Origin of the sequence: Oxalobacter paraformigenes (assembly GCF_000158475.2) — a bacterium.
In the GTDB taxonomy this organism is placed as follows: Bacteria; Pseudomonadota; Gammaproteobacteria; order Burkholderiales; family Burkholderiaceae_D; genus Oxalobacter; species Oxalobacter paraformigenes.
Genome location: NZ_KI392031.1, coordinates 1,511,684 through 1,532,159 on the forward strand (window position 1 = coordinate 1,511,684; position 20,476 = coordinate 1,532,159).

At 49.2% G+C, this 20,476-nt stretch carries 17 protein-coding genes and 1 tRNA gene; 10 read left to right on the forward strand and 8 right to left on the reverse strand.

All coding sequences use genetic code 11. The annotated features are described in order from the left end of the window. Positions 1-73: 73 nt before the first annotated feature. Positions 74-1,237, reverse strand: coding sequence for an aminotransferase-like domain-containing protein (locus OFAG_RS11345; protein WP_005875888.1), 1,164 nt, complete (start codon positions 1,235-1,237; stop codon positions 74-76). A 463-nt stretch (positions 1,238-1,700) separates the two neighbouring features. Then, positions 1,701-2,342 (reverse strand): YrbL family protein, encoded by a 642-nt coding sequence (locus tag OFAG_RS11355; protein WP_155979206.1) that lies wholly within the window; start codon positions 2,340-2,342, stop codon positions 1,701-1,703. 84 nt (positions 2,343-2,426) lie between these two features. Here OFAG_RS11355 and OFAG_RS14400 point away from each other — a divergent pair, with 84 nt between their 5' ends. The 5 genes from OFAG_RS14400 to OFAG_RS11380 all read left to right on the forward strand — a co-directional run bounded on the left by OFAG_RS14400 (position 2,427) and on the right by OFAG_RS11380 (position 9,067). Next, complete coding sequence (locus OFAG_RS14400; protein WP_155979207.1) at positions 2,427-2,606, forward strand: hypothetical protein; 180 nt, start codon at positions 2,427-2,429, stop codon at positions 2,604-2,606. Between the two features lie 80 nt (positions 2,607-2,686). Further along, positions 2,687-3,358, forward strand: a complete 672-nt coding sequence (locus tag OFAG_RS11365; protein WP_005875884.1) for a response regulator transcription factor — start codon at positions 2,687-2,689, stop codon at positions 3,356-3,358. A 2-nt stretch (positions 3,359-3,360) separates the two neighbouring features. Further along, positions 3,361-4,677, forward strand: coding sequence for a sensor histidine kinase (locus OFAG_RS11370; protein ID WP_005875883.1), 1,317 nt, complete (start codon positions 3,361-3,363; stop codon positions 4,675-4,677). 356 nt (positions 4,678-5,033) lie between these two features. Then, complete coding sequence (htpG, locus tag OFAG_RS11375) at positions 5,034-6,956, forward strand: molecular chaperone HtpG (protein WP_005875882.1); 1,923 nt, start codon at positions 5,034-5,036, stop codon at positions 6,954-6,956. A gap of 377 nt (positions 6,957-7,333) precedes the next feature. Next, on the forward strand, positions 7,334-9,067 hold the full coding sequence (locus OFAG_RS11380; protein WP_005875881.1) for a hybrid sensor histidine kinase/response regulator: 1,734 nt from the start codon (positions 7,334-7,336) through the stop codon (positions 9,065-9,067). Between the two features lie 66 nt (positions 9,068-9,133). Here the strand turns inward: OFAG_RS11380 and OFAG_RS11385 are convergent, their stop codons facing one another. From OFAG_RS11385 to OFAG_RS11395, 3 genes are read right to left on the reverse strand one after another with little or no spacing between them, the layout of a single operon-like run. After that, a complete protein-coding gene (locus OFAG_RS11385; protein ID WP_005875880.1) occupies positions 9,134-10,501 on the reverse strand; it encodes an ammonium transporter in 1,368 nt (455 codons plus the stop codon). A 15-nt stretch (positions 10,502-10,516) separates the two neighbouring features. Next, positions 10,517-10,855: a P-II family nitrogen regulator gene (gene glnK / locus OFAG_RS11390; RefSeq protein ID WP_005875879.1), complete on the reverse strand. Its 339-nt coding sequence runs from the start codon at positions 10,853-10,855 to the stop codon at positions 10,517-10,519. Between the two features lie 36 nt (positions 10,856-10,891). Beyond that, positions 10,892-11,635 carry a TorF family putative porin gene (locus OFAG_RS11395; RefSeq protein WP_020995312.1) on the reverse strand — a complete coding sequence of 248 codons (744 nt, stop codon included), beginning with the start codon at positions 11,633-11,635 and terminating at the stop codon, positions 10,892-10,894. Positions 11,636-12,137: 502 nt separating this feature from the next. Here OFAG_RS11395 and OFAG_RS11400 point away from each other — a divergent pair. From OFAG_RS11400 to OFAG_RS11435, 5 genes are all read left to right on the forward strand, one after another. Continuing rightward, positions 12,138-12,213, forward strand: a tRNA-Lys gene (locus tag OFAG_RS11400). 1,454 nt (positions 12,214-13,667) lie between these two features. Continuing rightward, positions 13,668-15,317, forward strand: coding sequence for a phosphoethanolamine transferase (locus OFAG_RS11420; RefSeq protein ID WP_005875877.1), 1,650 nt, complete (start codon positions 13,668-13,670; stop codon positions 15,315-15,317). A gap of 150 nt (positions 15,318-15,467) precedes the next feature. Beyond that, complete coding sequence (locus OFAG_RS11425; protein WP_005875875.1) at positions 15,468-16,025, forward strand: nitroreductase family protein; 558 nt, start codon at positions 15,468-15,470, stop codon at positions 16,023-16,025. An 11-nt stretch (positions 16,026-16,036) separates the two neighbouring features. Next, complete coding sequence (locus tag OFAG_RS11430) at positions 16,037-16,654, forward strand: nitroreductase family protein (RefSeq protein ID WP_020995314.1); 618 nt, start codon at positions 16,037-16,039, stop codon at positions 16,652-16,654. Between the two features lie 332 nt (positions 16,655-16,986). Beyond that, on the forward strand, positions 16,987-17,745 hold the full coding sequence (locus OFAG_RS11435; RefSeq protein ID WP_005875871.1) for an META and DUF4377 domain-containing protein: 759 nt from the start codon (positions 16,987-16,989) through the stop codon (positions 17,743-17,745). A gap of 174 nt (positions 17,746-17,919) precedes the next feature. Here the strand turns inward: OFAG_RS11435 and OFAG_RS11440 are convergent, their stop codons facing one another. From OFAG_RS11440 to OFAG_RS11450, 3 genes are all read right to left on the reverse strand, one after another. Then, positions 17,920-18,513: a hypothetical protein gene (locus tag OFAG_RS11440; RefSeq protein ID WP_005875869.1), complete on the reverse strand. Its 594-nt coding sequence runs from the start codon at positions 18,511-18,513 to the stop codon at positions 17,920-17,922. 188 nt (positions 18,514-18,701) lie between these two features. Next, positions 18,702-19,055, reverse strand: a complete 354-nt coding sequence (locus OFAG_RS11445; RefSeq protein WP_005875867.1) for a nucleotide pyrophosphohydrolase — start codon at positions 19,053-19,055, stop codon at positions 18,702-18,704. Continuing rightward, a complete protein-coding gene (locus OFAG_RS11450) occupies positions 19,052-20,368 on the reverse strand; it encodes a mechanosensitive ion channel family protein (protein ID WP_020995315.1) in 1,317 nt (438 codons plus the stop codon). The genes OFAG_RS11445 and OFAG_RS11450 overlap by 4 nt, the downstream gene beginning before the upstream one ends. Between the last annotated feature and the right edge of the window lie 108 nt (positions 20,369-20,476).

A 20,476-nucleotide genomic window follows, 5' to 3' on the forward strand; every position in this document is an offset into this window, starting at 1 on the left:
AAAGAGCCTTCTGAATCAATAAAGCGCGAACCTTGTTCGCGCTTTATTGACAAATCATCCCCACTATCCCGTCTTACAAGATACTGCCCAATCGCCTGATCCCTTCAGTAATGACTTCGGGTGTGGCATTCGTATAATTCAGACGCAGGGTATTCACCTCCCGTCTGGATACATAGAACGGATCGCCCGGAACGAAAGCCACTTTCTGTTCCATGGCTTTCGGAAACAGTTTCAGCGCCGACTGGCCTTCCGGCAATGTGGCCCAGATAAACATGCCGCCTTCCGGTCTGGTATACGAGACGGAAGCGGGGAAATACGTTCCCATGGCGTCCAGCATGGCCGTTGCCTGTGTCCGGTAAAGCTCCACAATCCTTTTGACGTGTTCCTCATAAGGATTGTTCAGCAGATACTCGTGAATGGCATACTGGGTGAAAATATTGGTGTGAAGATCGCTCCCCTGCTTGGCTGTCACCAGATAACGCATCAGCTGGGCATTTTTGGTAATCAGAAAACCCAGCCGCATGCCCGGCGTGACCGTTTTCGAAAACGACCCGAGCAAAATACTGTTTTCCAGATAACCGGCGCCAATATAAGGCAAGGATTCCCCCTGGAACCGCAGCTCTCCATAAGGATCGTCTTCAATAAAGGCGAGATCGTATTTCGAAACAAGCTCCCGTATCGCTTTTCTTTTTTCCATCGAATACGTCAGCCCCGTCGGATTCTGGAAATTCGGCACGCTGTAAATCAGTTTGACGGGATGATTTTTCAGGACTTCTTCCAGTTTCTCCAGATTCAGCCCGTCTTCTTCCAGCGGAACGGACAGAAATTCCGGTTCGCACAGCGAAAACGCCTGAATCGCCCCCAGATAACCCGGTTCTTCCATCAGCACCTTGTCGCCCTTGTTCAAAAGCACAGTACCGATCAGTTCAAGCGCCTGCTGCGACCCGTTTGTAATCAGAATATCTTCGGATTGGATATCCAGACCGAATTTTCGGCGATATTTTTCCGCGATCAATTCGCGCAAGGGAGAATAACCTTCCGTTGTGGAATACTGGAACAGTTTGCTGCCGTTCTTCCGGATGGCCCCGTCGATCGCTTCTTTCAGTGCCTCAATCGGAAACGAAACCGGATTGGGCAAACCGCCGGCAAAGGAAATGATATCCGGCGCGTCCAGCACTTTCAGAATGTCGCGAATGAAAGAGGACGGCGTATTGAGGATTCTGTCGGAGTACTTCATGGAGAAAATTCAGCGTCAATGTTTTCATTCATTATAGCTCTGTAAAATCCTTAATGAAACGCCACAACCGGCAAATCGGAAATTTCCCTTGTCAAAAACGATTGCCGCCCCTCTGGAAAACCGGCATCTTGCGCTCGAAAAAAGTGGCGGTGTTCCACCGAACGGAAAGAAACGTGCGCCAGCTTCTGGAAAAATACCGGCTGTTGAGTATCCAATTCCGGTATAACTTGATGAAAAAGCGAACCGGTTTTTGAACCGGAAAACCGGGTTCTTGTGAAATGTTTGCCAGCAAATCCTTTTAAACGGGCAGTCGCGAAATAAAAAGCCGATAAAAAGTACTGAAACATTTAATGAAGGCTACAGGCTGTTCTCTCAACCCGGAAAATCGTAAATTTCCCGAAATGAACATCTGTAAACCACATCCAGACAGGTATTCCTTGTCCTGCAAGCCACAAAAGCTGCCTTACGACACGCAAAAACCTCTATCCGTTCCAGATTTACCGTCAACAAGACGGTTTCTTTTCATAAAACGATTCCATTTTCTGGCAATTTTTTTTCTGCCCATAAAAGGCAGGTATTGGGCAACCGGCAAAAATTCGTTACAACCGAGACCATCAACCAAAACCAGCTTAGGCCGATCGCTCCGGTCATCGACAAGAATGTTGGAAAGCACCAGATCGCAAACAACAATGTTAAATCTGTAAAGGTAGTCGAAAAGATCTTTGAACAATCCTTCTTTGTTCCCCTTCAGGGAAGAAGGAAAACCCGGCCACCTTATACTTCCCATAAAATCGCCCAAAGATGGGGCCGGATTTCCCTCTTTATCCAGTATCAACTCTTGCTCAAAACCAATATATCCTTCCAATTCGATGATTCCCTTAAACTTCGGGATATGCGTAAAAGGAACGTCTTGTCTTTCAAGATATTGAAAATATCTGATTTCACGAATAGTCTGTTTTGCATTCGAAACGGGGCTGACCTTTATCACATTTCCGGGATTGCCGGGGGACCGGAAACAAAGCCTTTCGGATCCTTTCCCTATTTGAAAAGGCATTAATTCTTCAATAGCGCATTTCATTGGCAAGCCCATCAATGTCGATAACAATAATCCGGATTTTCCATACCCTCTTCCAAAAACGCAGGCATAAACCGTTCAGGATCTCCAATGCGCGAAAAAGGAATACCCGCCATGAACACAGCACCACAACTGGCAAACTGTCGTAAAATCCTGTTGACGCTTTTTGTGCTTCGCCTTCCTGTTCGATACGTTGCCGGAAACCATGGTTTTGCAGGTTCCAAAACAAGCTGTCCCAGCCCTGTTTTGCCGCATCTGTCCCATCCGCGCGAAGTGACGATGTACACACTATGAGCCAAATGAATAAAACGTCAGGTGAATAATTTGTGAAATTTATATAACGTGCGTTAAAAAAATGTTAAAAAGGACGCGGCATGGCTAAAATCCTCATCATTGAAGACAATCAGGACATTCGCTACAATCTGGTGGATTTTCTTGAAGCCAAGGGTCACAAGACTGATAACACCGATGATGGCCTGAAAGCGCTGGCTCTTCTGACATTGCAGTCATTCGATCTCATCATTCTCGACATTATGCTCCCGGGTATGGATGGTCTTGACCTGTGCAGGGAACTGCGCGCGCGGGGAAACGAAACACCTGTTCTTTTCCTGAGCGCACGCGATACGGTGCAAGACCGCATTCAGGGACTGTCAACCGGGGCTGACGATTACCTGGTCAAGCCGTTTTCACTTGCCGAACTGGAACTGAGAATCAGTGCGATCCTGCGACGCGTCAAAAGGCCGGCATTCCACCTCCTGCAAGTCGCCGATATCGTCATGAATCTGGACGAGCTGACCGTCACACGCGCCGATGTGCCTGTCCGTCTCAATCCCATGATGTTCAAAATCCTGAAGCTTCTCATGCTTAAAAGCCCTTCCGTTGTCTCCCGCGAAGAAATGGAAAACGAACTCTGGGGCGATGACCGGCCGGACAGCGACAGTTTGCGTACCCACATTCATAATCTTCGTGCCGTTATTGACGGTCCTTTCGGCACATCTCTCCTAAAAACCGTATCCGGTTTCGGCTGGACATTAAGGGAAACCTGAACGTGACAAACAGCGAAACTCCCTGGTACAAGCGTCTTTTCACCGGTACGATCAAAACGCGTTTTGCCTTCATTTACGCTATCACTGCATTCATCATCGGGCTTATCTACAGCGTGTGTCTTTTGTACGTTACTTTCCAGACAGAAGCGCAACTGATGAGTTCTACCATGGAAAGCACGCTTGCGGCTATCGTCGCCAACGATCTCGCACACGACAAACCTCCCCGGCTTGACCAGTTTTCCCGCCTTTACGTCGCTGAAGATCCCGTCCATGGCATTCCGGAACATTTCCGGGATCTGCCCGACGGTTACAGCGAGTATACCGGCAAGGAAGACTTGCATATTTTCGTCAAGGAAATCGGCAATAAAAGATACGTGCTGACCCGAAATCAGGATGAATTCGAAACCTGGGAAAGAAAACTTTTCCTGAAAGGGCTGATTCTTCTGTCTGCCATAGGACTTGTTTCCCTCGTATTGGGATTCTGGATAGTCAAGCATTCTTTCCGGCCCATGGATCGTCTTTTGAACGAAACGCGACGTCTGAATCAGGAACTCAAGGAAGGGCGGCTTGGCTCGGGATCCTTTTCCGGCGCATGGGAAAAAAACGAAATCGGCGAACTGGCCGAGAGTTTCCAGCTGACAACAACACGATTGCACCACCTGCTGATGAGTGAGCGACAGTTCGCTTCCGAAGTCAGCCATGAACTGCGCACTCCTTTAACCGTGATGAGCACCTCCATTGAACTTCTTGGCAATTCCGGAAATCTGAGCGCGCATGAGCGACAGATCGTTTTACGGGCGCAAAGGACCGCCTCCCGGATGGAAGAACTTTTGGGCGTATTCCTGAACCTGGTCCGGCAAGACCACAATCACGCCGAAAAAATCGCCGAAATTGCCGAAATCGTCGAGGAAAACGAGCCTGTCTGGAGACGTGAATCGGAAGCCAAGGGGCTGCAACTGGCTGTTGAAATCCGCGATGATATTTGCACGGAAAAATTCAACGCCATTCTGGTAGCGTCAGTCTTCAACAATCTTGTTTTCAACGCTATCCGGTATACTGAAAAAGGTTTCGTGAAAGTCATTCTGGGCAAAAATTTTTTCCGGGTTCTCGATACCGGCGCGGGCATTTCCGCGCTGGAAAAGGAACGTGTTTTCGACAAGGGTTACCGTGGAAAACAGGCGACCAGACAAGGAATCGTCGGCTATGGTCTGGGACTCTCTATCGCCAGCCGGATCTGCGATGCCCTGAACTGGCAAATCGCCATGGAAAGCCAGGAAGGAGCCGGCACCACCTTTACGGTAACTTTCGGCCAGGGATAACTCCGCTTCAGAACCACCTTGCGTTTCAGGTAAAAAAACAAATAGATTTTTTGCATACCTTGCATAAAATCCGCATTATTCCGGGACTTTGGCGCTGCCTGCCGGCTTGTCGTATCGCCCGATATCTTTTCTGCGCGTCCTGTACTGTCCGGCTGGGAAATCCCCCCCTCCACTCTCTGCATCCGAAAAAGCCGGTTACGTATGAGCGCATCATGCCAAAGTGATGCGCACAAGCTGTGTTTCATGAAAAATAAATTTTGTACCATGCATTTCACTTTATAGGCCTTGAAATATCAGGTATAACCTCTATATGGGTTTCATTCATTTAACTATTGCTGTCCATGAAGGAAAAATAAATGGCTGAATCAGAAAAACAGACTCTGGGTTTTCAGGCAGAAGTAAAACAGCTTTTGCAACTCATGATCCACTCGCTTTATTCCAACAAGGAAATTTTCCTGCGGGAATTGATTTCGAATGCCTCGGACGCAATCGACCGGCTCCGTTATGAGGCGCTGGACAAACCCGAATTGCAGGAACACGATACAGACTTGCGAATCCGTATTTTCTTCAATCCGCAAACCCGTACCATTACCGTTTCAGACAACGGTATCGGCATGAGCCGGGAAGAAGCCATTACCCATCTCGGAACGATCGCCAAATCCGGTACCAAAGAGTTTATTTCCCGCCTGTCGAACGACCAGAAAAAAAACGACGCGTTAATCGGCCAGTTCGGTGTCGGCTTCTATTCCGGTTTCATTGTCGCCGACAAAATAACAGTCGAATCCCGCCGTGCCGGTTTGCCTGCTACGGAAGCCATTCGCTGGGAATCCACCGGTGAAGGCGATTTCAGCATCGAAAACATCGAAAAATCGTCACGCGGCACCGACATCACGCTTCATCTTCGGGAAGGAGAAGACGATTTCCTGACCAACTGGCGTCTGAAAGCGATCATTCGCAAATATTCGGATCACATTTCCCTTCCGATCCAGATGCTGAAAGAGGAATGGGACAACGAAGCCAAGACCATGAAAACCGGGACGGAACTGGAGACCGTCAATCAGGCCAATGCATTATGGGCCAGAAACAAGGCGGATATTACCGACGAACAGTACCGCGAGTTTTACAAACATATCACTCACGACTTCAACGATCCGCTGATCTGGACGCATAACAAGGTAGAAGGCCGTACCGAATACAATCAATTGCTTTACATTCCCAGGGAAGCGCCTTTCGATCTGTGGGATCGCAACAAGCGGGGCGGCATCAAGCTGTATGTCAAGCGCGTCTTTATCATGGACGATGCGGAACAGCTGATGCCTGTCTATCTCCGGTTCGTTCGGGGCGTGATCGATTCCAACGATCTGCCGCTGAATGTTTCCCGTGAAATCCTCCAGGAATCGCGCGATGTCAAAATGATCCGGGACGGCTCGACGCGCCGCGTCCTTTCCATGCTTGAAGAACTGGCCCAGTCAGACGATCCGGCCAAAAAAGAACTGTATGCCCACTTCTGGCAGCAATTCGGGCAGGTTCTGAAAGAAGGCGTCGGCGAAGATCCGTCCAACAAGGAACGAATCGCCAAACTGCTGCGTTTCGCTTCCACGCATAACGACTCCGACGTACAGAACGTTTCGCTGGATGATTACATCTCGCGGATGAAAGACAGCCAGGTTCGTATCTTCTATATCACGGCCGAAAACTACACGGCCGCCAAAAACAGCCCTCATCTTGAGATCTTCCGCAAGAAGGGGATCGAAGTCCTGATCCTGACGGATCGCGTCGATGAATGGATGCTCTCGTTCCTGCAGGAATATAACGAAAAGAACCTCGTTTCTGTCGCACAGGGCAGTCTCGATTTGCTGAAACTGGCAGACGAGGAAGAAAAAAAACAGAATGAAGAAAACCAGACCGAGTTCAAGGACACGATTGAAAAAATGAAAAATGTCCTGGGCGACAAGGTCAAGGATGTTCGGGTAACTGTTCGCCTGACCGAATCGCCTTCCTGCCTGATCGCTGATGAAAACGACTTGTCCGGCAATCTCCAGCGGATGCTGAAAGCCGCCGGCCAAAAGGTTCCGAACATGAAACCGATCCTGGAAATCAATCCAAATCACCCGCTTGTCCAGAGTCTGAAATATGAAGGCCAACACTTCAACGACTGGACAAATCTGCTGTTCGACCAGGCCGTGCTGGCAGAAGGAGGTTCCCTAAAGGATCCTGCCGCTTTTGTCAAACTGATGAACAGTATGCTGCTCGGCACACTGGAAAAGAAAAGCGACTGATCTCTTCTTTTTCCAACAATCCAAACCCGGCATAGCCGGGTTTTTTTACAAGATGACTTTCCTTGTCGTTTTCTTCCTGCATTCTTCTCGGCATAGAAGTGACAAGCTCCAAAAAAGCCGCCGGGTAATCCGGTTCATCTTGCAGAAAACGGCATGGCGTCTTTCATGCATTCCGGCCAACCGCCAAAATATTTCCCGAAAACAACAAAAAATAGGCATAATCTTGTAGCCTATCTATTAACGGCAGATACCGGTTTCCCAGCCAGCGAAATTATGTCCGGTTTCGTTAAAACCGCTTCCAAACGAACCGGATTTTTGCTTTTGGAATTTTTTCCTCACCCATCCGGACGGCCTCCAGAAAACAGGAGAGCAATATCATGAGTTTGTTGTCCCGCAACGTGCGTCAAACGATACTTCCAGCTCTCCTGGTGATAGTATTTGTCCTGTTAAGCGTCATCACGATTTATTCCATCACCAGGCTCCACGGACATGCCCGTGTCATCAATTACGCCGGCCTCGTCCGGGGAGCCACCCAGAGGCTTGTCAAACAGGAACTTCATCACAAACCGAACGATTCCCTCATCGCGTCGCTGGATGAAATTCTCTCCGAATTGGCGCAGGGAAACGGGAAAAACAGACTGGTCATCCTTCACGATCCGGCTTATCAGGCACTCCTTTATCAGCTCCAGAAAAAATGGGAAATTGTAAAAATCGATATCCAAAACGTCCGGCAGGGCGGTGATCCCGCCAAACTGTTCGAAAACAGTGAAAAACATTTTATTGTGGCCAATCAGGTTGTTTCAGCCGCGGAAGACTATTCGGAAAAAGGTATTTACCAGACACGGCAATGGCTGATCGGACTGAACATCGTATTTATCGGACTCGTCATTTTTCTGTATAGCTATTCTGCGCGACAGAAGAAACTGAGCGCCGATCTCCTGGCCGCTGAAAATGCCAGCCGGGAAAAAAGCGAATTCCTTTCCCGCATGTCGCATGAAATACGGACACCCATGAACGGCATTATCGGCATGACGAAAATGGCCAGAATGTCTGTCGACGACAAAAATAAATTGCTAAACAGTCTGGACAAAATCGACTTTTCTTCCCGGTTTCTTCTGGCCCTGATCAATGACATTCTCGACATGGCGCGAATCGAAAGCGGCAAGGTCGAACTCTACAATCAACCCTTCGATCTTTTGCATCTGGTTGACGGCATCGAAATCATGTTTCGTCAAAAAGCCGTCGACAATCAAGTCACTTTCCGGGTGAATACGCACGATCTGTCTGTTCCGGGAGTGGTCGGCGATGAACTGAGGATCAACCAGATCATCATTAATCTGGTTTCCAATGCGCTCAAATTCACTCCCGCCGGCGGACAGGTCATGCTGGATATCAAGGCACACCGGACATCCGGCAATGCAGTCCGGCTCGAATTCAGGATAAGCGATACCGGTATCGGCATGTCTGAGGAATTCATGCAACGGATGTTCGAACCCTTCGAACAGGCCAGCGAGTCTGCCATGCAATATGGAGGCACCGGACTTGGCCTGGCCATCTGTCACAATCTGGTCCACATGATGAACGGCACCATCAATGTGACCAGCAAGCCCGGAAATGGCTCGCAGTTCACCGTCATACTGACGCTGGAACACTCTGCCGACGGTACCCCTTCCCTTCCCAACGAGAATCCATCCCCTTCCCCGGGGGATGCCGATTTCTTAAAAGGCCGGCGTATCCTGATTGCGGAAGACAATCCACTCAATGCCGAAATCGTCATGGCCATGCTCGAAGCGGCCGGCGCCGTTCTGGAACATGTGACGAATGGAAAAGAAGCCCTGAACGCTTTCCGGAAATCGCCGCCCGGCAGCTACAGCATGATCCTGATGGATGTGCAAATGCCGGAAATGAACGGCATGGACGCCACGGAAGCGATCAGAAAGCTGCACCGGCCGGATGCCGAAACCGTACCGGTCATTGCCTTGACGGCCAACGCTTTCCAGGAAGATATGGACGCCGCCTTCAAAAGCGGAATGAACGGTTACATTACCAAGCCAATCGACTTGAACAAGCTGTACGAAACCCTTTATACTTTCCTGAAACAAAAACCATGAAAAAAGACCCGGCAATGCCGGGTCTTTTGCACACAGACTGGTCGCTTGCCTGAAGGCTTCCCTTCATCAGTAGTGGTAAGCCGATTCGCCGTGAGAGGTTTTGTCCAGACCGTCCCGTTCTTCATCTTCCGAGACCCTCAACCCCCAAACCATACCGATAAGCTTGTAGGCCATAAAAGAAACGACACCAGACCAGACAATTGTCACCATAACGCTTTTGAACTGTATCCAGAGCTGAGCCAGCATCGAATATTCCCCACTGCTCAAACCTGTTCCACCCAACGCAGGCGAAACCGCAATACCGGTCAAAATAGCGCCAAGAATACCGCCTACGCCATGAACCCCGAAAGCATCGAAAGCATCATCCACTTTCAGCATTCTTTTCAAACCGGTAACCCCCCACAGGCAGACAGGACCGGCAATGAGTCCCATCACAAGCGATCCCATCGGCCCGGCAAACCCGGCAGCCGGTGTAATCGTGACCAATCCTGCCACCGCACCGGAAGCGGCGCCCAGCATGGAAGGTTTGCCTCGGGTAAACATTTCACCCAATAGCCAGGACAAGGTGGCTGCACCCGTTGCCACCACAGTATTGACAAAAGCAAGACCGGCAAGACCGTTTGCCGCGCCGGCAGAACCGGCATTGAATCCGAACCAGCCTATCCACAACAGGGAAGCGCCGACCATCGTCAATACCAGTGAATGCGGCATAAACGCTTCCTTGCCGTAACCGAGCCGTTTGCCGATCAGATAAGCGCCGACCAGCCCGGCAATCGCCGCATTGATATGAACGACCGTACCGCCGGCAAAATCAAGCGCACCGTCTTCTCCCAGAAAACCGCCTCCCCACACAATATGAGCCATCGGGACATAGCTGAAAGTAAACCACAAAGCCATAAACGCCATCACAGCGCCGAATTTGATCCGCTCGGCAAAGGCGCCGACAATCAACACTGCCGTAATACAGGCAAAAGAACCCTGGAAAGCCGAAAAAACATATTCCGGAATCGTCGGAAGCACTGTTGACAGGGTATCCGGTGTAATACCGTTCATGAACAATTTATCGAAATTGCCGATAATCGCCCCTTCCCCTGAAAAGGCCAGCGAATACCCGTACAGGAACCAGAGCACGGTAATCAATGAAAACGTCACAAAGACCTGCATCAAAACGGAAAGCATGTTTTTGGTACGGGCCAGTCCGCCATAAAACAGGGCCAGTCCTGGTACGACCATCAATAAAACCAGTAATGTCGAAGTCAGCATCCAGGCCGTATCGCCCGGATTCAACGCAGAACTTGCTTCCACTGTGGCTATTACTGCCGTTTCCACTGCCACCGTTGCCGTTTCCGACACCACCGACGCGTCCTGTGCAAGCACTTCTCCGGCAAAACCGGCAGTTATTGCTGCCAGCATTCCTGAACACAAGTTTTTCATGATATTTCTCCTTCTTTACAGTGCTTCTGTACCTGTTTCACCGGTACGGATCCGGATCACCTGCTCAAGATCGACAATGAATATTTTTCCATCGCCGATTTTTCCGGTTGACGCCGATTTTCCGATCGCTTCGATGGCCTGTTCCAGAAGTTCATCGGCAATGGCGACCTCGATTTTGGTTTTCGGAAGAAAATCGACCACATATTCCGCGCCACGGTACAGCTCGGTATGCCCTTTCTGCCGTCCGAATCCCCGAACGTCCGTTACCGTCATGCCCTGAATTCCGATGGACGCCAGCGCTTCCCTGACTTCATCCAGCTTGAATGGCTTGACAATGGCACTGATCAATTTCATATCGTTCTCCTCCTGAACCTTTATCGTTGAAAATATCTAGAAAGCTTTACTGACCGACACAATGAACCGGGCATCGGCATTGGCTTCGTCCTTGTTGTCGATATTGGTATCGACGTAATGCAGACCGAAGCCGAAGCCCCGATAAGTAAAAGTGGCACCCAGTTTCCAGTCGTTGTACGAATTGCCATGCCCGGTAATGAACTGGCGTCCGAAATGGCCGTCCAGCGTCAGCCTGTCCATGACCGGGTAAGCGACGGAAAAATCAATGTATTTGCTGTTTCGCGTATCCTGCGCCCCGAACAGATCGGTAAATGAATGGGAATATTTGAGCGACAGGTATTTCCATGAACCTCCTACATACCCTTCCAGGGTATGGGGATCCGTCATCCCGTTGGCTTGTTTCCAGGCGCTTTTGTAACTGCCCGGATAATAGTAATAAAGCAGACCCGCATCGAGACCGAAATCCCCGAACTGACGCTTGTAACCGCCTGATATGTCGAGTTCAAGACTGCTGCTTGGCGCGCCGCCTTCCGACATGTCATGCAACCATGAGATGCTCGATCCCCAAAGGCTGGCATAAAAACCGCTGTCGTGTTCGAAACCGAAACCGCCCTGAATGGCAGGTCGTTCATCCGTCTGGCTGATGCCCCGATACGCATAATCGGACGTCAGGCTTACGTTGGCGCTGAAAGGACCTTTCACCTCTTCCGCGTGTCCGGCGGACAAACCTGTCAATGACAAACCGATCAGGGAAGAAACGGCAAGGATATTTCTTTTCATAAGACTCTCCATTTACAGATTTTTGAATTACTCTTGCGCTTTTAAACGCATAGACCATGCCAACTTTTATAAAAGATGGGCCGTAAAAAACTCATAGATATGGATGAGAAAGAGATAAAGATTTCATGAAAAACCCTTCTTTCCCGTGTAGAAAACCTTGTGAAACCGCTTGCGCGCCAAAAGAGTGCGAAAAAGAAAGCAAAACAGGACAGATTCACGACCATATGCGTTATCTCGCCCGAAAATGCGCCACAACTGTGCCTTCTCGCCACAAATGGCCGACAAATGTGGAGAACGGGAAAAATGTCCGGAGAAATTCTTGCTGGGACAGGCTATAAAAAACAATCCGTTCATGTATTCTGCCGATTCGGAAAAAGCAGGAAAACCGAGCGATAATCCAGGGATGAATCCTGAAAAGCGGCCACGAAAAAGCGCCGTATAAAAGAAACAGCAAATCGGGTATTAACCTGAGCCGATTTTGCTGGTATAATTTCTGTTTGTCGGGTTGTTAGCTCAGTTGGTAGAGCTGCGGACTCTTAATCCGTAGGTCGAGCGTTCGAGTCGCTCACAACCCACCAAAGAATTCAAAGGGTTACGTGAAATCACGTAACCCTTTTTTATTGCTCTGCCAGACAGAACATGAGAATCAGACACGCTGATTTGACGTCTCTGTTTTTTCCTCTTTCAATTTTTCGCCTTCCTCTCATCAGCCAGGGCAAGCCAGTCAACTTTCGGCACGAGAATGACAAGGCAGTTGAGTTTTATACCACGTTTTGTTTTGATGAAAGGTATCCAGCGCAAACCACCGCCAAAACATTCACGGGTAAACCCATACAATTCTTCATTTCCATCATGGCCGAGTCAAACTGACGGACTGCTTCCTGTTTGCTTTCGATCGGTTGGAAAACCGGGAAAAAATATCCGCTGCCCAACTGTTTCCAAACCATCCGCTATTTGTTGCAGACGCCTTTAGCCGTTCCTCGTTCCTTGGAAAACATTCAAAACAGTCGTCAGCCGTATCCCTCAGCCATTCCGATGAAAAGCCGCCCGTGTCTTCCTGAATCATGGCTGACATGTCCTGACTTCCCGGAACTATCGCTTCAGCCCCTACCGGACTCATATCGATTCGCCCATCAACAGGCGAATCCGCCTCTTTTTTCGGCTCCCATTGTTCAGGATTCCAGACTTTACCGGACAGATAAGCCGCCATCAGAGCTTCATGTAATGGCTTATACCTGTTGCTGAGCCAAAGCATGGGCAGTCGGTTGAGCTTTGTCTGCTCGATTAACGACATGAAACGGACGGCTGGATATCGCTTGCCACGGTTTTTCTCAGCTTAAAAAATACCCTGCAATTTTGAAATCTTTGGGGAGCTTAAAAGTTGCCCGTCAGGTTCAGGTAATGCTCTTCACAAATACTTTTTCCTTACGGCACGTGAAAGGAAAAGGCGAATCGGGTGTATGTCATTGCAGACGAGCCGGCTCTTTCTGAAACTCCCGTCTTTCTTTAAAAGACATAACCTGGATCCATTATCTTCAGACGCAGCGAATACCCTAAATCCCTGCTTTGACAGAATCGGGCGCTCGCCAGATATCCAATCATTGTCAAAAATATCCACACTGTACCTCCCTTCACGGCTCATCCCGAAAAGAAAAACCGCATCTTTTGACTTCAGGAAACTCATTCAGATTAATGAAAGTTTGGCCAAATCCTGTTTACGAAACGGGAAAACCGAGTCCATGAAAAACCGCAAGAGTACGCTATTTGTGAGTTGTCCTGTACTGAAAGAAAACCCTTCTTCGGTTTTTCCTTCTTTATCGAAGAAAAAATATGTAACAAAGTAAGACACGCCATTTTGCCAGTAGCCAGAAAAAGATGGCGCTTCCCCTTGTTTTTAAAGAAAAAAACTAACCCGCCCCGGTACAAAGGCAAAAAAACGTATACCGCCCCTTAACAAAAAATTCATGCATTTTTCACTTCTCCAAACCGAGAATACGCCTGTTCAATCAAAACGGATTTTCCCGCTTTTATTATGATGAGAAGTTTTTTCGCAAAATTGTTCGTCTGCCGGTTTCATCTAAAAAGTCAGTGGCTCATCCTTTTGGCCGCGCTTTATTTCACGACCGCCTTAAATCTGGGACTCTGGCGTTACTTTATTGCCCATCTTGAAATTTCGGGCATCAGGATGTTCTTTTTCGGGATCAGTGTACCGGTTTTCATCTTTACGGCGCTTTACCTGATTTTCAATTTCATCCTTGTCCCTTACCTGGCCAAGCCATTACTGATTTTCCTGCTGGCCGTTTCCAGTGTCACAAATTATTTCATGTGCAATTTTGGCGCTTTCATCGATTCGAACATGATCCGGAACGCGCTTGAAACCAATTCGCGCGAGGCTTTCGATCTGGTGACGTTTCATGCCATAAGCTGGGTCGTTCTCGGGGGTGTGATTCCTTCGCTGTTTCTGCTTTTCACAAAAATCGAATACCACGTTTTCAGGAAAGAATGCCGTATCCGTCTTTCCGCCATTTTCGGCTGCGCCCTTGTGATTGGGGGTATCGCAGCACTTTTTTTCAAGGAATATGCCGCTTTCGGGCGCAATCACCGTGAAATGCCGCGACTGATCAATCCGGTCAATTACCTGCATGCCACTGTCCGCTACTATCGCCTGCAATCGCTGGTCAACCGCCAGCTCCAGCGACTGGATGAAACGGCCAAACTGGTTCCCTATGAAGATGCGGCGCCAACCGTCTTCATCATGATCGTCGGCGAAACGGCCCGGTCGGCAAACTTTTCGCTAAACGGTTATCCCCGCGAAACCACGCCCCTGCTTTCGCGTGAAGACGTCATTTCCTTCAAGAACGTCTATTCCTGCGGCACGGCTACCGCGATCTCCGTTCCGTGCATGTTCTCCAACATGCCGAAAAACCGGTTCAACGCGGACAATGCCAAGTATTCGGAAAATCTGGTCGACCTGATGCAACAGACGGGCTTTCAGGTCTTGTGGCGCGAAAATGACGACGGCTGCAAAGGTGTCTGTAACCGGGTTCCTCATGAAAATATGGTTCAGATGAATGACATCCGTTATTGCGACGGAAAAAGCTGTTTCGATGAGGTATTGCTGGAAAACCTTGAAGCATATCTGGCCAATGTGAAAAAAGACGCCTTCATCGTGTTGCACGCCATCGGCAGTCATGGACCTACCTATTACAAGCGTTATCCTGATTCTTTCAAAAAATTCACTCCTGCCTGCGACACGGCCGACATCCAGAAATGCACGCGGGAAGAAATCGTCAACACTTATGACAATACTATTCTCTATACCGATTTCATCGTCTCAAAAGCCATCCATACCCTGAAGAAATTCCCTCATCTGGAATCAGGACTGCTTTATGTCTCCGACCACGGCGAATCGCTCGGGGAAAACAACGTTTACCTGCATGGCTTGCCATACGCAATGGCGCCTGACGAACAGAAAAAGGTTCCCATGATCTTATGGATGTCTGAAAACATGAAAAAATTCGACCACCTCGACTACGCCTGTATTGCAAAAAAAGCGGAAGAAAACAGGTATTCCCACGACAACCTATTCCACACATTGCTGGCACTGATGGAAATCAAATCCAGCACCTATGACAAGTCGCTTGATATCTTCGATGAATGCCGGCTTGACCCGTTGCCCTGAATCTTTCTTCCACGACGAAAAGGCGCTTTATCGATAGCAAGCGAAACCGGAACGCACTCAAGTTTACTTTGCCTGAAAACAGTGGTCTAATAATCCGCGACGCCAGTCCGATCCACAAATCCGTGCCTCATTCCATCAAGGAGATTTTTCATGAACGAAACGATCAGCGTGATGCTTTCCCGCCGTAGCATCCGTTCCTATAAAACCCGGCAAGTTTCCGACCGCGATCTGAACTGGATACTGGAAGCGGGCATTTATGCCGCGACTTCCAGAAACATGCAAGCCTGGTATCTGACCGCCGTCCAGAACCCGGAACTTTTGAAACGGCTGAGAGACGCCGCTTGTGAAACCATGCTCAAATCGGACAATGCGCGCAATCGGGAAAAAGCCCTCGATCCGGATTTTTCTCCTTTTTACAAGGCGCCGACTCTCATCATCGTTTCCGGCAATGAATCAAGAAACGCACGGGTCGATTGCGCCAACGCGACCCAAAACATGTGTGTGGCCGCCAATTCGCTGGGACTGGGTTCATGTTATCTTGCCAGCTTCACGATGGCCTTTGAAGATCCTGCCGTTTCCGCTACGCTCTTAAGGGATCTGGGCATACCGGACGGCTATTTTCCCCAATTCGGCGTCGCGCTGGGATACGCTGCCGAACACCCCGATACCCCTCATCGCAGACGGGATGTAATCCGCATTATCAAATAAGGGTGAAAAAAATGCATGGGTTCCGCAAATATGGCATCGGCGTACTGGCTGCACTGGGCTTATCCGCCACGGCAGCATGCGCCGACATACCACTTCCTGCCCCCCAGCAGAAAGGCGGACAGGGCATTTTCACGACGCTGGAATCGCGCCATTCCGCCACCCCGGCCGATTTTCCCCTGAAAAACATTTCCATGCAGGAGCTTTCCAGTCTTTTGTGGGCGGCGACCGGAGAAAACCGGGCCGGCAAAGGCTGGACCGTTCCGCTGGCCATGGGTAATGCGCCCTATAACAGAATTTATGTTTTAAACGACAGCGGTATTTACCGGTACCACTGGAAGCTGAACAGACTGATCGAAGTATCCCGGAAAAATATTAAAAACGAAGTCGGATTGCAAGGTATCGTTGGCAAATCACCTGTCGTACTGGTCTTCGTATCCGATGGCAACGTCAGGAGAGAGTACGCTTATATTGCTACTGGCGCAATGACCCAAAACATTTATCTGGCTGCCGCTTCAATGGGCATTGAAGGACGATTTGTCATTTCCATGAATGAAAACGCCATCCGGCAAGCGCTTCAATTAAAAGAAAACGAGGTGCCGCTCAATCTGATGCTGATCGGCAAAAAGTGAAGGTATGACGCTTCCGCAAATCAGGCGCTTCCTCACGAAAGCGCTTTTTGTTTTCCAGACAATCCCGTTTCCCTGACACAAAACTGTTCCGCCTCATACCGTTTCAGACAATACAATAGAAAATACTGCGAACCAAAGAAAATTGGCAGGGTCACACACTTCTGTAACGCATTTAAACCTGAAATCGAACGGTATAACAGACAAATTGAAACACATTTGATTTTTTAAAGTATCCCGACTCTGGCAAATGGTACATTTTTCATGTTGGAAAACCGGTACATATCAAATTGAACCATTCATTTCGTGTAGCAAAACCATCCACGGAGAAAAACATGAAGCGATATCTCTTATCTTTACTGGCAATTCCTCTTGTTCTGGCCGGCTGTGCACAGCTCCCCGAATCCAATCCTCCCGTTTCGCAAGCGGTCGATTCCCTGGACGCGTTCCACTGGCAACTGACCGATGCCACCAGCCGCAACGGCAACCGTCTGGACTACCTTTTTGTCCAGCCCGGCAACCCTGTCCAGCTGGATTTCCAGACCAACCGTTTTACGGTTTCAAACACCTGCAATGTCATAAGCGGCAATTATCTGCTGACCGACAATGTGATTACCTTCTCCAACATGGTCTCGACCAAAATGCTCTGCGCCAATCCGCAGTTGAATACGCTCGAACAGCAGGTCGCCTCCCAGTTGCAGAACCGGGCAGACATCGACATTTACCTGTCGGCAACCCCCGTCCTGAAACTGCGTTTTTATGACGGCAACACCCTGACCTTTACGGGCCGCCCGACAGCCGGTGTCCAGTACGGCGGAACCGGAGAAACCGTTTTCATGGAAATCGCCTCGAATACCATCACATGCAGCGCACCGATGATGCCACAAAAACAATGCCTGCAAGTGCGCGACGTTTACTATGACAACGGCGGCGTTATCACCGGAACCAGCACATGGCGTCCTTTCTATCCGAACATCCAGGGTTATCAGCATCGGGAAGGAATCGGCCATATTCTCCGCCTGAAACGGTATAACGTTCCCAATGCGCCGGACTATGCGAATCAGGCCTATGTTCTGGATATGATCGTCCAGTAAGCCGCCCTTCCCCGCGTTTAAAACCCGATGTCCGTGACACCGGGTTTTTTCATGCACTGGCCATCCTGCAACCGGAATACAGGATAGAGGAAAGGTTATTTCCCTGTCTGATATTTTTCCGACAAAGCCTGCCGGTTCGGTCGGAAAATTTTTCCGTACCCTTCCCGAGCCGGGCTAAAGCATGATTTGCCGTTTGACCGCCTCAAAAGAATGGATCGATTCGACCAGCAGATTCTGTAATTCCTGACGGTCTGTTTGCGGAAGCAGCCAGACGATATCGACGGTTTTGACCGGAAGACGGCTCATCAGGCCAATGGCCCGATACAAATAATCGAATCCGCGCTGCAAATTTCTCTTTTCAAGAATACCCAGGCCGTTTTTCTGGGCAAGATCGAAAAAATCCGTACGCAATTTCTCGTCGTCGAGCCGCCAGAAACCGTCCAGCGAAAAACTGTCCAGTTCGTTTTTATCGACATCGACACAGAGAAATTCCATGGAGTCCTGCAAATTGATAATGAGAATGCGCAAACGGCCGTCCAGAATCGTTCCATACATTTGCGCAAGCAGCAAAGCATTGTTTTTCTTTTGTTTTTTCACATAAAAAGCAAAAACGGCCACCAACACCAGGATGAGGGCGATACCGGCTGCCGCCAATATATCGGCCATACCGGACGAACCGGACATTTTTTCAGGAACGGATGCCATTGCCGGCGCCTGCCATGCCGGAATGGACAGCGCAAATAGCAGAAAACATGGTTTGAAGTGCATATTTATCCGGAAATGGAGTTCAAGTCGAAAAAGTTACCGCTTTTTCAATAATAGATTTCCGGACGGTTTCTGGCTATCCATAGCTGAACGCTTTTGCGAATGTGTCTCTTTTTAGAGAAAAACATTCACAAAACGGACCTTATCCAGAACCACCCGATTCCGCTTTTCACTCAAAACAATTTCCGGCTTTATTCGTTGTACTTCCGGTCCGATCCCCGGTTTTTTTCAACAGGATATTTCAGCGCGTTCTTCTCCATTTTCGCAAGCGCAGCCTGTTGCAGATCGATTTTTGCCAGAGAAGCGAAACGGATCAGATAAAGCAGGATATCCGCCAGTTCCTCTTCCGTATGTTTGCGGACAGAACTTTCGGCATCGATTTCCTGCCAGCCATGCTGACCTCGCGTCCACTGGAAGATTTCCAGCAATTCGGAGGCTTCGACAGAAAGCGCCGATGCGATATTTTTGGGCGTATGAAACTGATTCCAGTCCCGTTCGGCAGAAAAACCTTCCAGTTTCCGGGCCAGCATTTCGTCATCGATCATTCCGCTTTCTCCTGTATTTCCGCCGCTTTTCCTGGCACAGTTTCCCCACTACCGCTTACGCTGCCGGAAGACACGTTTTCGATCACCCGGATTTTCTGGAAATCGCGTCCGCTCGGCTGTTGATAAGCGAACAGGCCGAATTGCGGCAATATGGAGTAAAGATGGTCGAAAATATCCGACTGGATGCTCTCATATTCATTCCAGGCAGTCGTCGCCGTAAAACAGTAAATTTCGATCGGCAGCCCCATCGCCCCGGGATCCATCTGCCTGACCAGAACAGTTTCGTTCTGTAAAATTTTCGGATGATGATACAGATACTGTTCGACATAAGCGCGGAACGTTCCGACATTGGTCAGCCTGCGACGGTTGACGAATCCGTTTTTCGCGTCGTCCAGACGGCTGTTCCACTCCGCGATTTCTTTTTCCTTGGCAGCCAGATAAGGTTTAAGCAGCCGGAGACGATGGACATTGACGCTTTCCCGCTCTGTCATGAAGTGAATGCTCGTCTGGTCAATGTAAATTGAACGCTTGATTCGCCTTCCGCCCGATTCCTGCATGCCCCGCCAGTTTTTGAAAGGATCGGAAATCAGGCGACGCGTCGGAAAAGTCGTGATCGTCTTGTCCCAGTTCTGAACCTTGACGGTATGCAAGGCGATATCGATCACCGTACCGTCCGCATTCAGATTGGGCATTTCAATCCAGTCCCCGACCTTGACCAGTCCGTTGGCCGATATCTGGATACTCGCGACAAGAGAAAGCAAAGTATCCTGAAAAACGAGCATCAGAACGGCAGCCATCGCTCCCAGCCCCGATAACAGAATAACCGGTGACTTGTCAATCAGGGTAGCGATAATCAAAATGCCGGCGATCAGATAAATCCCCAGTTTCACGAGCTGGATATATCCCTTGATCGGACGGCTTGCCGCAATGGGTCGCTGGCTGTAGAGCGCATTGACAATATCCAGTGCCGCACCCAGCGCCATGGCAAACGTCAGGATAATGAAAGAAGCGGCAACATTTCTGACAACGAACGCAATGCCTTCCGGCAAATGCGGAACCCAGACGATACCGTGGGTAAAAGCCATGGCCGGCACAATATTGGCCAGTCTGGCGATGACTTTTTCGATCAGACCGTCTTCAACCTCCGAAATCGGAGTCAGCTTGAGTGCCCGCCGAACCAGACGAAGCAGAACTTTTTTGACAATAAAATTCAATATACCGGAAACGGCAAACAGGAAACCGAGCGCCGCCAGGGTATACATAAAAGGCGAACCGTCAAAAAAAGAGAGATAGTGATTTACCAGCGACATCATAAGAATTTATCTCCTGGAACAGGCGACCGGGAAACGAATACATTCAAAACAGGACTTGAATAATTGCGCAGCAATATAACACATTCTGTCATTTTCACCCTTTCCGCC

Coding starts and splice junctions, on each gene's coding strand:
- OFAG_RS11365 (WP_005875884.1), top strand. CDS start 2,687: ATGGCTAAAATCCTCATCATTGAAGACAATCAGGACATTCGCTACAAT.
- OFAG_RS11380 (WP_005875881.1), top strand. CDS start 7,334: ATGAGTTTGTTGTCCCGCAACGTGCGTCAAACGATACTTCCAGCTCTC.
- htpG (WP_005875882.1), top strand. CDS start 5,034: ATGGCTGAATCAGAAAAACAGACTCTGGGTTTTCAGGCAGAAGTAAAA.
- OFAG_RS14400 (WP_155979207.1), top strand. CDS start 2,427: ATGAACACAGCACCACAACTGGCAAACTGTCGTAAAATCCTGTTGACG.
- OFAG_RS11425 (WP_005875875.1), top strand. CDS start 15,468: ATGAACGAAACGATCAGCGTGATGCTTTCCCGCCGTAGCATCCGTTCC.
- OFAG_RS11430 (WP_020995314.1), top strand. CDS start 16,037: ATGCATGGGTTCCGCAAATATGGCATCGGCGTACTGGCTGCACTGGGC.
- OFAG_RS11450 (WP_020995315.1), bottom strand. CDS start 20,368: ATGATGTCGCTGGTAAATCACTATCTCTCTTTTTTTGACGGTTCGCCT.
- OFAG_RS11435 (WP_005875871.1), top strand. CDS start 16,987: ATGAAGCGATATCTCTTATCTTTACTGGCAATTCCTCTTGTTCTGGCC.
- OFAG_RS11395 (WP_020995312.1), bottom strand. CDS start 11,635: ATGAAAAGAAATATCCTTGCCGTTTCTTCCCTGATCGGTTTGTCATTG.
- OFAG_RS11440 (WP_005875869.1), bottom strand. CDS start 18,513: ATGCACTTCAAACCATGTTTTCTGCTATTTGCGCTGTCCATTCCGGCA.
- OFAG_RS11385 (WP_005875880.1), bottom strand. CDS start 10,501: ATGAAAAACTTGTGTTCAGGAATGCTGGCAGCAATAACTGCCGGTTTT.
- OFAG_RS11345 (WP_005875888.1), bottom strand. CDS start 1,237: ATGAAGTACTCCGACAGAATCCTCAATACGCCGTCCTCTTTCATTCGC.
- OFAG_RS11445 (WP_005875867.1), bottom strand. CDS start 19,055: ATGATCGATGACGAAATGCTGGCCCGGAAACTGGAAGGTTTTTCTGCC.
- glnK (WP_005875879.1), bottom strand. CDS start 10,855: ATGAAATTGATCAGTGCCATTGTCAAGCCATTCAAGCTGGATGAAGTC.
- OFAG_RS11420 (WP_005875877.1), top strand. CDS start 13,668: ATGATGAGAAGTTTTTTCGCAAAATTGTTCGTCTGCCGGTTTCATCTA.